Below are 13,792 nucleotides of genomic sequence, written 5' to 3' on the forward strand. Positions count from 1 at the left end.
ATGGCTACTGGCACTGATTATAGTCCTAATCAGCGCCTTCGTACTTTCTGTTACCTGGTGGCTTGCCACGACCCTGGTGCTCAACAGCCAATGGATGGCCGGTAAGCTCTCGAACCTCGACGGCGTCGACATTCATTGGCAGCGCGCAACGAGCCCCCACCCGGGCCAGTGGGAGGTCGAAAACCTCACCCTGACCCGCCAGGACGAAGCGCTTCCCGTTAGCCTCGAGGCCGAACGCGCTACCCTTTCGCTCTCTTTGCTGGCGCTATTACGCGGTGCGCTGCACATTCACGCCCTGGACGCCGAGGGCATACGCCGCTTTCAGGTAGGCGATATCGCCCTGGAAGCCGAAGGCGAGCTCCACCTGCGAGACAGCGAGCTAAGCGGCGACACGCTGGCAGCCAGTGACCTCATGCTAGCCGTCACGCAAGGCCGCCTTTTGCGCCCAAGCGATGGCGCAATACTCGCCCGCGACATCCAACTGAATGCCCGGGCCACGTTGGCGCCCGTTGTCACGCGCCTTGATAAGCCGCAAACCCTCACCTCCGCCCTGCTCGAGGCACTTTCAGCGCGGCTGGACGCCTCGGCCAGCGCCGATGCCTGGGATGTCTTCATGCCCTACCTCGAGGCGCTTCCCTGGCTTGGGCTTTCCGGCAGCGGCGCGCTCGAGGCCTCGCTTGGCCTCGAGGGCGGCGTGCTCACCGAGCAAAGCGAGCTGGTTCTGAGCGCGCCAGCGCTTCGCTTTAGCGTGGATACCGGGCCACTGCTCGATGTAGCCCAGTCGCAAAGTGAGGCCATGCAAAGCGCCACGGGAAACGGCCAGGTACGCCTGGGAGTGGACGATAGCGCGCTTCACTTTTTGGCCACACTCGAGGACGTCGTGCTGGCCGACAGCGCCCCTTACGCCACCGATACCGCGCTAAGCGTGGCGACCTCGATACCCAATCGGCGCATCGACCGGCTCGCGCCCCCCAGCGGCGCCACACTCGAACTCGACGGCCGCGTTACGCGCCTGGACATGCTCGACCGCTACGCCAGCGCCGCCGCCCCGGCGCCGCTGGCCTTCACCGGCCAGGGGCGGCTGCGCGCCTACGCAGAGGTGCAGGACGCTGCGCTTTACCGGGGCGAGATCCGCATCGAGGCCCAGGCGCTAAGCGCCGCCTACCAGGCGTTTCAGGCCCGGGGCGACGGCGTCCTTACCGCCGAGCGTCTGCCCAATGCGCCGCTAAAAGCGCGACTCGCCCTCGATAAGGCCACCCTGACCCATCACGAGCGCACCCTGCTGGCGGATGCCGAGATAGCGCTGGACCTTGAAAGCCCGCTGGACGACGTGGGGCTGGAGCACGTTAGCGCCAACCTGGCGTGGCAAAACGCGCGCCTGCCAAGCATCGCCGCGCTCACCCCCTACCTTGACGCCGCGCTGCCAGCGCCCGGGGCGCTCGTCCTCGTCAGCGGCCAGGCCCGCAGCCAGGGGGCGCTCTCGATCGACAACGCCCTGTTGAGCGGCGAAGTCACGCTTGCCGGCGAACGCTGGGTCACCCGCCTGGCCGATGACAACCAACCGCGCACGCTGACAAGCGACGCCGAGCTTGCGCTCACGATTGCCAGCGCCTCGCTCGACGGTGAAACCTTCGATTTGAGCGGCTCCTCGCTTCGCTGGCAGGTGGAAAGCGCCGACGCCCCGGGGGAGCGCCTGGAGAGCGCGCTGCGGCTTCGCCAAGGGCGTTTTCAGCGCCAGGGCGGCGTTACCGCGGGGCAGTTCAACCTGCAAGGCGGTGTTCAGCAGCTCGGCTTTTTGAACGCCTTTTTGCCCGAGGGCCACGGCCTGGCGCTGGCCGGGCGCGGCGAGCTCTTTCTGGACGGCGCGTTTCGTGGTGCTGAGCTGCTCGCCCCCACTCGGCTGCGCGTCAATGCCAACGCTTTAGAAGCGCACTTTCTGGACTACGTGGCCGCCGGCCGCGGCGAGCTGACCGCCGAGATCACCAGCGCCGACGACGCCTCGCTGACGCTGGGTATTCCCCAATTCACGCTGCTGCGCGAAGGCGACGACCGCGCCGCACTCGCCGGGCGCCATCTAGCGCTGACCACCCAAACCGCACACTTTCGCCAGGCCCGGCAGTCACCGTCCCCGGAACACTTCACGACGCGCATTGCGCTGCCGGTGGTCGAGGTGCCGGACATCACCCGCTACAGCGACTACCTGCCGGACACCGACGGTTTTGCGCTGCTGGGCGGCCAGGCAAGCCTTGAAAGCGAGTGGCGCCTGACCGGCTACCAGGCCGAAGGCGAGATTACGCTGCGCGCCTTCGGGACCGAGCTTGCCCTTCTCGAGCAGCGCCTGCGCGGCGACATCGAGCTTCACCTGGCGCTCGGCGAAGGCGACTGGCAAAGCCGGCGTTTTCGCGCAAGCGACTCCTACGTCAAGCTCGAAAACGTGTTCCGGCTCAGCGAGCAAGGCGCCCAGGACGCCGGCTGGTGGGTGCGCCTGGCGATGACCGATGCCGCGCTCACCTGGGGCGAGCCCATTCATTTGGAGAGTTCGCTGCGTCTCTCAATGCGCGACTCCGGCCTGTTGGCGCGGCTCTTTTTGACCCGCGCGCGACAAAACGACTGGTTGGGCCGGCTGCTCGACGTGCGCGGCATCGAAGGCGAGGCGCAGCTTGAGATGAGCGGCCAGCGTATCGCGCTTCACGGGATCACCCTGCGCGGCGGGCCGCTGCTGCTGCTTTCGGATATCACCCTCGAGCAAAAAAGCGTCAACGGCGGCCTCTATGTTCGCCTGGGCGCGCTTGGCCTGGGCGTCGAGCTGGTGGAAAGCGAACCCAGCCTGCGCCTTTTGCAGCCCAGGCGCTGGTTCGACCGCTGGCGCCAGGCCAGCCGCTACCCACGCCCGTGACAGTGGGTTAGCGCTTGCGCTCAGGGCGCTCCCGGCGAATCATGCGTACTCGCTCCCGGGCCTTTTGCGGGGTCGACAGGGGCGCGCCGCTGTCATCGGCTTTGGGTGCCACGTTGACCCAGGCAAACTGCGGCAGCGCCAGGTGCCAGCGAATGGCGGCCAGGCGAAGGCCCAACGTGACCGCCAACGAGGCGGCGATGGTGATAGAAAGCGGCGCGGCCAGGGTGTAGAGCCCCGCATAGACGATGGCGCCGGCCATAGCGGCGGTGGCGTAGATTTCCTCGCGCAGCACCATCGGCACGCGCTGGGCGAGCAGGTCGCGCAGCATACCCCCGGCCACGCCGGTCATGATGCCCATGACCACCGCCACCACGCCCGAAAACCCCAAAAAAAGCGCCTTGTGCGTGCCGATCACCACGAAAAGTGCCAAGCCGAAGGCGTCCGCGACGGGCAGAAAACGCCGCGAAAGACGATGCATGTAGTGAAAGCCCAAAAGCGATACGCCGACGGTCGCCAGGATGACCCACAGATAGGTCGGGTCGCTCACCCAGAAAACCGGGTGAACGCCGAGCACCAGATCGCGCAGCGTGCCCCCGCCGATGCCGGTCACCGCCGCCAGCACCAGCATACCGAACGGGTCCATTCGCGAACGACAGGCCAGCACGACCCCGGACAGCGCAAAGACGATAACCCCGGCCATATCAAGCCAATACACCACTCCCGACACGTGACTCTCCTCGTGATTGCGCGCACCCAAACAGGGCGCACGGCGGCTTTTATTGCGGTAAGCTAGCATTAACGCGCATTTTTACCTACGCGCGAGCGCCATTGGCTGACGGTTTGAAACGGCGCCTTAACGAAGGAGGAACGTCTATGGAGTGGAACCCCGCCTACGGCTGGCTGGTGCTGGCCCTGCTGCTTAGCCTGGCCGAGCTTACCTCCGGCGCGATGCTGCTGCTGGCGCTGGGCGTGGCCGCCGCGTTGACGGCGATGGTCACCCTGTTGGGCCTTAACTTTCCCTGGCAGCTCGTTAGCATGGGCATATTTGCCGGCCTGCTGGTGCCTTTGGGCGTGATGGTCATACGCCCGCGCTTTTCACCCCGGGGCGTGGCTTACGGCACGACCGGCACCGGCGTAGAAAAAGGCAACCGCTACACCACGTTAAAGCGCGATTACGATAACGCGACGGGCATCAAGGTCAACGGCGACTTCTACCGCCTGCGCGTGCTCGAAAGCGGCGAAACCGAACTTCCCGCGGGGTCACCGGTGATCTTCAAACGCTTCGAAGGCACCACCGCCCTTGTCGTGCTTACCCCCCCACCCGAACCTTCCTGCCCCCCGGATAATGCCAACCACGAGGAACCCTGACCATGGATCTACCTATCAGCCCAGGCTTGATCATAAGCCTCATCATCGTTGTGATCGGTATCACGATCATCGCCAAAGGCCTGGTGATCGTTCGCCAGTCCGAAGTCATGGTGGTCGAGCGCCTTGGCTCGTTCAACCGCGTGCTGGAAAGCGGGATCAACATCATCATCCCGTTCATCGAACAGCCCCGCGCGATCACCATGCTGCGCTATCGCAAGCTCGGTGAAGAGTACCAGGCGATCACCACCGACGAGACGCGTATCGACCGCCGCGAAACGGTCATGGACTTTCCGGGCCAGCCGGTGGTGACCACCGACAACGTCACGGTGCGCATCAACGGCGCGCTCTACTTCCAGATCATCGACCCCAAGCGGGCGGTGTACGAGGTGGCGAACATGAGCCAGGCCGTCGAGGTACTCGCCAAGACGACGCTGCGCTCGGTGGTCGGCAAGATGGAGCTCGACAAGCTGTTCGAGTCCCGCGCCGAGGTGAACAACGAAATCCAGGCGGCGATGGAAGAGCCCGCTTCCAAGTGGGGCGTAAAGATCTCGCGGGTCGAGGTGCAGGATATCGCCATGCCCGACGAGGTCGAAACCGCCATGCGCTTGCAAATGGCCGCCGAGCGTAAGCGCCGGGCCACGGTGACCGAGGCCGAGGGCGAGAAGTCCGCGGCGATCGCCATGGCCCAGGGCCAGCGCGAGTCCGCTATCCTCAACGCCGAAGGCGACAAGCAGTCGGCGATTCTGCGCGCCCAGGGCGAGCAGGAGTCGATCAAGCTGGTGCTCAACGCCATCGGCGAAAGTGAAGACGACAAGCGTACCGTGGTGGGGTATCTGCTGGGCCAGAGCTACATCAAGGTGCTGCCCAACATGGCCAAGGACGGCGAGCGCGTGTTCGTGCCCTACGAATCCTCGGCGCTTTTGGGTTCGATGGGCATGTTCCGCGAAATGGCGGGCTCCCCGGAAGACACCGTGAAAAGCCACCTGCGAAACAGCGATTTCACCCGAGCCGAGCGCCAAAGTGCGTTTCAAAGCGGCGTGGTGGGTGGCGCCGCCGGCCAGTAAAGCGCCCGGGCGCAGGTTCTACTAAAAGCGCCTTGTCGAAAAGCCGAGCCTCAATGCTCGGCTTTTTTATGCCGGCTGTGAGGGTCAGCTCGCGCTTGTCATGAAGTGTTCGATAAATAGCCGGTAATCCTGCTCGACGCAGTCGGCGTACCCTTTGGCAAAGCGCGACACGCTGTCGATGAACGCGGCCTCGCGCCCTTCGATACGCTGACACACCGCATCGGCGAAGCCTTCCTCCCCTCGCGCCAGCGCTTTGGCCCCCTGCACGTGCAAACCGGCGAGAATTTCGCCCCATTGGCGCGCAAACTTGCGATACGCCTTGGCTCCCTTGAGCTTCTTGGCAGGTAGGCGTTTGGCAAAGCCGGGCATGCGGCGCACACCAAACACCCGATCGTTCAGCGTCAGCCAGCCCAAATACGCATCGTCGTGAGCGGCCAGGGCGTGAAAGGCGGCGGCGTGGCGCAGCCCCTCGTTGGGGAAGAGCTTTCGCCAGCCCTGCTGGTCGGCCTTGCCCAGCAGGTGATACGCCTGGGGCGGGCGCTGCTCCCTGACCTCGATCAGCACATCGTCGTGCTGACCATCGCCTCCGCCCTCCAGCAGCACGTAGTAGTGCTCGAGTCCCGAGGCGTTTAGCCGCCGGGCGGTATCCTTTACCCGGAAGTGGTTCGCATCCCCCTCCTTGGCGCTGGCTTGCAGGGTTTGTTGGTACTCGTTTTCGATGATGCGCTTGAGCTTGCTGGCCACGTCCGCCGGCAGGTTGGCAAGCTTGCCCGGCCGCGCAGCGAACTGGCGCCCTTTGGTATCCGTAAGCTCGGTCCATTTCTCCAGCGAGCGCTGGGGGTGCTGCTTGTCCGCCACCTTGCCGAGAAAATCCTTGAGCGGGCCCTTGGCGCTTTTCAACCCGCCCGCCTTGAGGGGTTTGCCCTCGCGGTGCGCGCTCAAGGCTTCGAGATAGCCCGTGGCGAGCTCATTCAAGGCCTGGTCGACGGCCTTGGCGGAGAGCCCGGCGTTTTCCCGCGCTTCCAGCACCAGGCTCGTGGCCAGGCGCCAAAGATCGAACTGGTAGTCGCCGATCAGGGCGTGGTCCACACCCTGTAGCCCAAACCGGACAGGCTCGCCAGGGTAGGCCGATGCAGCAAAGCGGCAAAGCTGAGCGTCGCCGTGCAGCCAAGTTTGCGTTGCCGGCCAGCCGCCGAATAGCGTAAAGCGCCAGTCGCTCCACACGTCCTGCCAGTAAAGGACGTCCGCGGCGTCAAAAAACCGCGCTGGCGACGCCGCCATTTTGGCGAATTGGGTCTGACGCTGGGCGCTGGAAAGCGCTTCATTGGCGCCATAAAGCGCTCCGATGACCTGTTGAGGGCGATTGCGCCCGGCTAGCCGTTGGCTCATGGCACTGCCTTGTTGGGTGAACGTTGTCGATGGTCTTGTTGACGAATGCAAGCCCTCAAGCATAGCCGGGTTTCATGAAAGCAATAAGACACCGTCGTGTCTGCCTGTGCCCGTATCCGCCGCCGCCCACATGGCAGTGCGCCGAAAAGGCCTCTATGCTGGGGCTTTCAACGCGATGCCGACCCTGACCACGTTCGCGCCACCCCGAAGGAGCCTGGCGATATGCGACTCGACTACCCCGGCCCGTTTCCCGAGCGCCTTGGCTTTTTGCTGTTGCCGCACTTTTCGATGATGGGCTTCTTCTCCGCGGTGGAACCGCTTCGCATTGCCAACCGCATCGGTCAGCGGGAGCTTTTCCAATGGCGGGTATTCAGCGCCTCCGGCGAGCCCGTTACCGCCAGCAACGCCATGACCCTGATGGCCGATGAAAGCCTCACCCCGGACCCGGACATCTCGAGTTTGACGGTCTGCGCCAGCTTCGAACCGGAAAAGGCGATCTCGCACCGTGTGACTCAGTGGCTCAATCGCCAAGCGCTTCGCGGTTGTACGCTCGGCAGCATGGATACCGGCGCGGTGGTGCTGGCAAACGCGGGCCTGCTCGACGAGCACCGTGTGACCATGCACTGGGAGAGCCTGCCGGTCTTTCGCGAAACCTACCCGCACCTCGAGGCCGTGGAGTCGCTGTTCGAAGTGCACCCCAAGGGGTTTTCCTGCGCCGGCGGCACCGCGCCGATGGACATGTCGCTGGATCTGATCGCCCGGCGTCACGGCGAAGTGCTCGCCCAGCAGGTTTCCGAGCAGCTGATTCACGCCCAGATCCGCGCCCCGGAAAAACGCCAGCGTTTCGCGCTTCCCCAGCGGCTGGGCTCCGGTAATCCGGCGCTTTTGAAAGCGGTGGCGCTGATGGAGGCGAATCTCGAGCACCCGCTGAGCGTGGCCGAGATCGCCGCCCAGGCCTCTATTTCCTGGCGCCAGCTGCAGCGGCTTTTCGAGCAGGAACTGGGCCAAAGTCCGCGCCAGTTCTACCTGACGCTGCGCCTGGCGCGCGCCCATCAGCTACTGCGCGAAACCCGGCGCAGCGTCATCGATATCGCCCTGGCCTGTGGTTTCACATCCGCCTCGAGCTTCTCCCGCGCGTTTCGTCAGCGCTTTGGCTGCTCGCCGCGCGCCGTGCGCCGCGAGGCCCACCCCCAAGTGGCCCCGTTGGCGCCCTGAATGTTCAAGCATGACGCGTCAGGTCAAGGCTGTGACGCATTGTGCATAATAACGGCGCACCGGCGCTGGCACTGTGGCGATTGTTTATCCCCACTGCCAAGGAGCGAGCGCATGGCAACCCATACCCTTCCCCCAACGCCGGATTACGACGCCTGGCCCATTGACGTGGCAATCGCCGTCGTCGAGTGCCAGCCCCAGGAGCTTCGCATCACATGGGAAGATGGCCGCGTCAGCCGCTACCATAGCGTCTGGCTGCGCGAAAACGCCGCCGACGATTCGACGGTCAACCCGGCCACCCGCGAGCGCATCCTGGATCTTTCGCGCCTGGAGGGTTGGCCGATCCTGGACAGCGCCGAGCTCGAACCCGGCGGCGGCGTACGCGTGTGCTTCGCCACCGAGCAGCGCACCCTTCGCTTTCACCCGGGGTGGTTGCGCGCCCACGACTACTCCAACGGCCATACCCAGGACGCCCCGCTCGTGCCGGTGGCGTTATGGCGCGGCGGCGAACACGCCACCCCGGATACCCTGGACGGCCGCGGCTGGCTCGAACACGCGCCAGGTAGCGCCGACGACAACGCGCTGATGAAGCCGCTACTCGAAAGCCTGATGAGCAAGGGGCTGGTGCGCCTGCGTAATCTGCCCACCGAGCCTGGCTCACTTTCAAGCATCGCGCGGCGCATCGGCCCGGTCCGCCCGACCAACTTCGGCGACCTGTTCGATGTAAAAGCCAAGCCCAACCCGGACTCCAACGCCTACACCTCGATTGCGCTCCCGCCCCACGTCGATCTACCCACTCGCGAGTATCAGCCCGGCCTGCAGTTGCTTCATTGTCTGGAGAACAGCGTCGAGGAGGGCCAGGCGGTGATGATGGACGGCTTTGCCATCGCCGACGCCCTGCGCGAGGAGCAGCCCAATATCTTCGAGACGCTCACTACGGTGCGCTGGTGCTTCGCCAACACCTCCCAAAAAAGCGACTACGTATGGCACGCCCCAGTGATTGAGTGCGACGAGCACGGCGCCTTTATCGAGGTGCGCATCGCGGATTTTCTGCGCGGCCCGCTACAGGTCGATTTCGACCAGGTCGAGCCCGCTTATGAAGCCCTCATGGTGCTCCAGCGCTACCTGCGCGACCCGATGTTCGCGCTGCGCTTTACCTACCACCCCGGCGATCTGGTGATTTTCGATAACCGCCGCCTGCTCCACGCTCGCGACGCCTTCGCCGGCGGCAGCGGCCATCGCTGGCTGCAAGGCTGCTATCTCGAGCGCGACGAAGTACGCTCACGCTATCGCATGATTCAGCGCTTCAAGCGAGAACAGCGCGTATCACAAGACGCCGCGGAACATGCCTAATCCGGCGTGCTGCCCCGCTCGGCGGTAGTGCTGGGCGCCTCGTCGAAGCGCTTTCGGTAGGCGCGGGTGAAGTGCGAAGGCTGGGTGAAGCCCGCCGCCAACGCCGCCTCGGTCACACGACAACGGCTAGCCGCCAGCAATCGCTGGGCGCGGTCGAGACGCATCCCCAGGTAGCACTGCTTGGGGGTTTCGTTGAAATGGCGAAGAAATAGCCGCGTCAGCTGGCGCTGGGACTGACCCACCAAGCGGCAGATCTCGGGAATGGCCAGCGCCTTGGAAAGATTCGCCTCCATGAGCGCCAGTGCTTGCACCACCGTTCGCGGCAGCGTCGAGAGCGGCCCGCTGTTTTCATCTCTCGCCGCCTCAGCGTGGCCGTTGCCCTCACCGGGTTGGCCGTCGCGCTGATGAACGAGCTGGCGGCCGATGGCGTTGCTCAGCGCCGGCCCGAACGCACGCTCGATCCAGGTCAGCATCATGTCGATGCTGGCCGCCCCGCCGGCGCCGGTCAACCGCCCAGCGCCGAACTCATAAAGCGCCTCGCAGATCTCAAGGCCCGGAAACTCGCGCTGAAAGGCCGGCACACTCTCCCAATGAAGCGCCACCCGGCGCCCTTCCATGACGCCCGCCCGGGCCAAAATGAACGCTGCGGTATCAATCCCCCCAAGCCAGCCGCCGTGGGCGGCCACCCGGCGCAGCACCGCCCGGTCCTGGGCAGTGATGGTCGCCTCCGGCTCGTAGGAGGAAACGACGATCAGGTGGGCGCGCTCGTCGACCTCTTCCAGCGCGCCGTCGACATCGATGCGCACGCCGTTGCTGGCCACCACGGCCTGGCCGTCGGCTGAGAGCAAGCGCCAGGCAAACAAGGGGCGGCCGAACCGGTTGGCGACCCGCAGCGGCTCGAGCAGGCAAAAAAGAGTCAGCATCGAGAACTTGGGCACCAGCCATACGTTGAGGGTCTGCTCGGCCTCGTCGAAGTCGAGTAGCGGCGGTGAGTCCGGCCGGGGGTAGGGCCAGCCCTCGAAAGCATCATCACTCATGGCTAGAAAAGTCTATTTAAAGGCGAATTTAATCAAGTCGAAAGTCTATATCAGCGATAAGGTAAAAACCATCGACGCCGTGTTCAAAGGGATTTTACTTATGCCTCAACCCGTTACCGCCACCCTGCTCGATCAGGGCCAGCACCTTCGCATCGCGCAAGGCGACGCGTACCACGACTACCTGCCCGTGTGGCTGCGCGAACGCGCCCCGGATGCCGACACCCTCGACCCGACCACCGGCCAGCGTTTGATCGAAGCCGCCCAGTTGCCTCTCGACCTGCGCGTGGAAGCGGCGCACATCGAGGCCGGCAACATCCAGCTGACCTTCAGCGACCAGCACCAGACGACCTTCCCCGTCGCAGCCCTTGCCCCCTCTGCGCAAGTCGCAAAGCCGGGCCTGGCCAGCGAAACGTTGACGCTTTGGGATAGCACGATTAAGCAAGTGCCTCAGGCCGCGTTCGACGAGGCGCTCGAGGATGACGCAACGCTTGGCAAGATGCTCGAAGCGCTTTATCGCGTGGGCTTCGTGCTGGTCTCCAACGTGCCGACGACGGAAGACGGCATGCAGGCGCTCATTGATCGCATCGGCCCGCTTCGCCGCACCAACTGGGGCGGTATTGCCGATGTAAAGTCCGTGGCCAACGCGTTCGACCTGACCATGACCCAGCGCGGGTTGGAGCCCCACACCGACAACCCCTACCGCGACCCCATCCCGGGCTATATCTGGCTTCACTGCCTGAGCAACGCCGCCGACGGCGGCGATAGCACCCTGGTGGATGGCTTCATGGCCGCCCAGCAGCTCAAGGAGGAAGACCCGGCGGCGTTCGAGTGCCTCACACGCCTGGCACCGCGCTTCGAGTACGTCGACGACGACACACACCTGGAAAGCGAGGGGCCGCTGATCGAGCTCGACAGCCACGGCCGGCTCAAGCGGGTGCGTTTTTCCAACCGCACCGAGCGCATCGACGCCATGGCGCCGGAGGTCTTGAGCGCGTACTACGCCGCCCGGCAGCGCTTTTTTGACCTCATCACCTCCGAGGCGCTGACCGTGCACCTCAAGCTAAACCCAGGCCAGATGCTGATCATGGACAACTACCGGCTGCTGCACGGCCGCCAGGCCTTCCAGCTGGAAGGCGGCGTGCGCCATATGCGCCAGGGTTACGTGGACCGGGACAGCACCGCCAGCCGCCGCGAGGTGCTCAAAAAGCGCCTCAGCGCGACCCCGACACAAGGAGCGACCCCATGAGCGAGTCCCTCAAGCAGGCCCGATTCACCCATTTCGTGAACAGCAGCTTCAACGACTGGAAGATCATCGATCAGCATTTTCGCCACTACCAGGCCGATGCCAGCCGCCGCGTGCTCGAGCATCTGGACAAGCTCAAGGGTGACACCCACGGCTACCCGGTGGACCGTTTCGAGCACTCGCTGCAGACCGCCACCCGGGCGCTGCGCGACGGCGCCGATGAGGAGACGGTGGTGTGTGCGCTGCTCCACGATATCGGCGACGACCTGGCGCCGGCCAACCACGCCGAGATCGCCGCGGGAATCCTCGAGCCCTTCGTCGACCCGCTCAACACCTGGATGATTCGCCACCACGAGCTATTTCAGGGCTACCACTACCGCCATTTCTACGGCCAGGACCCCCACGCGCGCGACGAATTTAGCAACCACCCGGCCTACGCGCGCACGGTGCACTTTTGTGACGAGTGGGACCAGAAAAGCTTCGACCCCCACTACGACAGCGAACCTCTTTCTACCTTCATTCCCATGGTCGAACGCGTACTCTCGCGCCCGCCGTTTGGCGGCCTGCCCGATCTGGTAGAGGAAACGCCCGGCTCATGACCTGCGCTGAGAAACTCATTGCCTTGCTGGAGGCCTACGGTATCGACACCGCCTTCGGCATTCCCGGCGTACATACCATCGCACTGTATCGCGCCCTGCCAGGCTCTCACCTTCGCCACATCACCCCGCGCCACGAGCAGGGCGCGGGCTTCATGGCCGACGGCTACGCCCGCGCCACGGGCCACCCGGCGGCCTGTTTCATCATTACCGGCCCGGGCATGACCAACATGGCCACGGCCATGGGCCAGGCGTTGGCCGACTCGATCCCGATGCTGGTGATCTCGAGCGTCAACCGGCGTGAAACCCTGGGCCGCGGCCAGGGGCGGCTGCACGAGCTGCCCAGCCAGCAGCAGACGCTGGCCGGGGTGAGCGTGTTCAGCCATACACTTCTTGATCCCAACGCCTTGCCCGAGGTCATCGCCCGCGCGTTCAGCATTTTCAAGAGCGCCCGCCCGGGGCCGGTGCACATCGAGATCCCGCTCGATTTGTTCGATGAACCGGTCAGCGATGCGCCGATACGTCCGGCCGCGATATTTCCGCCTGCGCCTTCGCCAGTCGCCATTGCCCGCGCCGCCGAGTGGCTTACAAACGCCGAACGCCCGCTGGTGCTGCTCGGCGGCGGCTGCGCCAACGCCGCCATGCCCGCCCAGCGGTTGGTCGAGCGGCTGGGCGCCCCGACGCTGACCACCATCAATGCCAAGGGAGTGCTGGGCCGCCATCACCCGCTGGATCTGGGGGCGACCGCCACCCTTCCCGCGGTACGAAGCCTTGTCGCCGAGGCGGACGTGATTTTGGCCGTAGGCACCGAGCTTGGCGAGACCGATTTTGATCTGACCTTCGACGGCGGCTTCCAACTGGGCGGGCGGCTGATTCGTGTGGATATCGATCCGCAACAGCTCGGGCGCAATCAGGAAGCGGATCTGGCGCTATTGGCCGAGGCCGATGAGGCGCTGACGGCGCTGTTTAGAGCCCTGCCCGCCTCGCTCAAGCGCTACCAGAATGACGGCGCGCGCATCGCCCGGCTGCGCGGCCAGCTCGCCCTCGAGCAGGACCCGGCACTGGCACCGTTCGCACCGCTTTTTGGCACGTTTTTCAAGGCGCTGCCGGAGGCGATTATCGTAGGTGACTCCACCGCGCCGGTTTATGCTGGTAACTACCTGGCCTCTATGCCCGCCCCGCGGCGCTGGTTCAACGCCGCCACTGGCTTTGGCACCCTGGGTTACGGGTTACCCGCCGCCCTGGGGGCGGCGCTTGGCTGCCCGGATCAGCCCGTGGTGGCTCTGGTGGGCGACGGCGGGCTGCAGTTCGTCATCGGCGAGCTGGCCACCGCCCGCGATCTCGACACGGCGGTGGCGGTGGTCATCTGGAACAATCAGGGCTTTGAAGAAATTCGCCGCTCCATGGCCGAGCAGGATGTTTCGCCCACCGGCGTCGATCTGGAGCCGCCGGATTTTGCCGACATCGCCCGCGCTTACCGCTGCCGTTACCAGGCGGTGACCAGCCCCCTGGCGCTTGAGGACACCCTGGGGTGCCTGAGTAACGCCGCCTCGCCGCTGATCATTGAAATCGACGCCACTGCCTGGTGTTCGAGCGTTCAGTGATCGCTTTCTTTAATCGACTAAAAGGATGTT

11 protein-coding genes are annotated in these 13,792 nt (G+C 65.0%); 8 read left to right on the forward strand and 3 right to left on the reverse strand.

All coding sequences use genetic code 11. From position 1 onward, the window contains the following. The first annotated feature begins 76 nt into the window (after nt 1–76). Nucleotides 77–2,896: a hypothetical protein gene (locus tag ACWHXT_RS12235; protein ID WP_447956037.1), complete on the forward strand. Its 2,820-nt coding sequence runs from the start codon at nt 77–79 to the stop codon at nt 2,894–2,896. A gap of 7 nt (nt 2,897–2,903) precedes the next feature. Here the strand turns inward: ACWHXT_RS12235 and ACWHXT_RS12240 are convergent, their stop codons facing one another. Beyond that, a complete protein-coding gene (locus tag ACWHXT_RS12240) occupies nt 2,904–3,623 on the reverse strand; it encodes a trimeric intracellular cation channel family protein (protein ID WP_447956038.1) in 720 nt (239 codons plus the stop codon). Between the two features lie 146 nt (nt 3,624–3,769). Here ACWHXT_RS12240 and ACWHXT_RS12245 point away from each other — a divergent pair, with 146 nt between their 5' ends. Then, nucleotides 3,770–4,264, forward strand: a complete 495-nt coding sequence (locus ACWHXT_RS12245; protein ID WP_447956039.1) for an NfeD family protein — start codon at nt 3,770–3,772, stop codon at nt 4,262–4,264. A gap of 2 nt (nt 4,265–4,266) precedes the next feature. Next, entirely contained in the window at nt 4,267–5,328 is a 1,062-nt protein-coding gene (locus ACWHXT_RS12250) for an SPFH domain-containing protein (RefSeq protein WP_447926582.1), read from the forward strand. 84 nt (nt 5,329–5,412) lie between these two features. Here ACWHXT_RS12250 and ACWHXT_RS12255 read toward each other — a convergent pair whose 3' ends face one another. Continuing rightward, nucleotides 5,413–6,717, reverse strand: a complete 1,305-nt coding sequence (locus ACWHXT_RS12255) for a DUF2252 family protein (RefSeq protein WP_447956040.1) — start codon at nt 6,715–6,717, stop codon at nt 5,413–5,415. Between the two features lie 222 nt (nt 6,718–6,939). Between ACWHXT_RS12255 and ACWHXT_RS12260 the strand changes: the two genes are divergently transcribed. Then, on the forward strand, nt 6,940–7,932 hold the full coding sequence (locus tag ACWHXT_RS12260; protein ID WP_447956041.1) for a GlxA family transcriptional regulator: 993 nt from the start codon (nt 6,940–6,942) through the stop codon (nt 7,930–7,932). 111 nt (nt 7,933–8,043) lie between these two features. After that, nucleotides 8,044–9,282, forward strand: a complete 1,239-nt coding sequence (locus ACWHXT_RS12265; protein ID WP_447956042.1) for a TauD/TfdA family dioxygenase — start codon at nt 8,044–8,046, stop codon at nt 9,280–9,282. Here the strand turns inward: ACWHXT_RS12265 and ACWHXT_RS12270 are convergent. Next, on the reverse strand, nt 9,279–10,319 hold the full coding sequence (locus ACWHXT_RS12270) for a GlxA family transcriptional regulator (RefSeq protein ID WP_447956043.1): 1,041 nt from the start codon (nt 10,317–10,319) through the stop codon (nt 9,279–9,281). The genes ACWHXT_RS12265 and ACWHXT_RS12270 overlap by 4 nt on opposite strands. Nucleotides 10,320–10,419: 100 nt before the next feature. On the opposite strand from ACWHXT_RS12270, the gene tmpA reads away from it, so the two are divergent. Genes tmpA through ACWHXT_RS12285 form a run of 3 tightly spaced genes read left to right on the forward strand, consistent with a single transcriptional unit; the run spans nt 10,420 to nt 13,762 of the window. Next, nucleotides 10,420–11,565, forward strand: a complete 1,146-nt coding sequence (gene tmpA / locus ACWHXT_RS12275; RefSeq protein ID WP_447956044.1) for a 2-trimethylaminoethylphosphonate dioxygenase — start codon at nt 10,420–10,422, stop codon at nt 11,563–11,565. Then, nucleotides 11,562–12,161: an HD domain-containing protein gene (locus ACWHXT_RS12280; RefSeq protein ID WP_447956045.1), complete on the forward strand. Its 600-nt coding sequence runs from the start codon at nt 11,562–11,564 to the stop codon at nt 12,159–12,161. The genes tmpA and ACWHXT_RS12280 overlap by 4 nt, the downstream gene beginning before the upstream one ends. Continuing rightward, the gene (locus ACWHXT_RS12285) at nt 12,158–13,762 is read left to right on the forward strand and encodes a 5-guanidino-2-oxopentanoate decarboxylase (protein WP_447956046.1); all 1,605 of its coding nucleotides are present in this window, start codon (nt 12,158–12,160) and stop codon (nt 13,760–13,762) included. Before ACWHXT_RS12280 ends, ACWHXT_RS12285 begins: the two co-directional genes overlap by 4 nt. Nucleotides 13,763–13,792: the final 30 nt, after the last annotated feature.

The sequence above is a fragment of the Vreelandella halophytica genome (assembly GCF_968193635.1).

Coding starts and splice junctions, on each gene's coding strand:
- ACWHXT_RS12245 (WP_447956039.1), top strand. CDS start 3,770: ATGGAGTGGAACCCCGCCTACGGCTGGCTGGTGCTGGCCCTGCTGCTT.
- ACWHXT_RS12250 (WP_447926582.1), top strand. CDS start 4,267: ATGGATCTACCTATCAGCCCAGGCTTGATCATAAGCCTCATCATCGTT.
- ACWHXT_RS12255 (WP_447956040.1), bottom strand. CDS start 6,717: ATGAGCCAACGGCTAGCCGGGCGCAATCGCCCTCAACAGGTCATCGGA.
- ACWHXT_RS12260 (WP_447956041.1), top strand. CDS start 6,940: ATGCGACTCGACTACCCCGGCCCGTTTCCCGAGCGCCTTGGCTTTTTG.
- ACWHXT_RS12265 (WP_447956042.1), top strand. CDS start 8,044: ATGGCAACCCATACCCTTCCCCCAACGCCGGATTACGACGCCTGGCCC.
- ACWHXT_RS12270 (WP_447956043.1), bottom strand. CDS start 10,319: ATGAGTGATGATGCTTTCGAGGGCTGGCCCTACCCCCGGCCGGACTCA.
- tmpA (WP_447956044.1), top strand. CDS start 10,420: ATGCCTCAACCCGTTACCGCCACCCTGCTCGATCAGGGCCAGCACCTT.
- ACWHXT_RS12280 (WP_447956045.1), top strand. CDS start 11,562: ATGAGCGAGTCCCTCAAGCAGGCCCGATTCACCCATTTCGTGAACAGC.
- ACWHXT_RS12285 (WP_447956046.1), top strand. CDS start 12,158: ATGACCTGCGCTGAGAAACTCATTGCCTTGCTGGAGGCCTACGGTATC.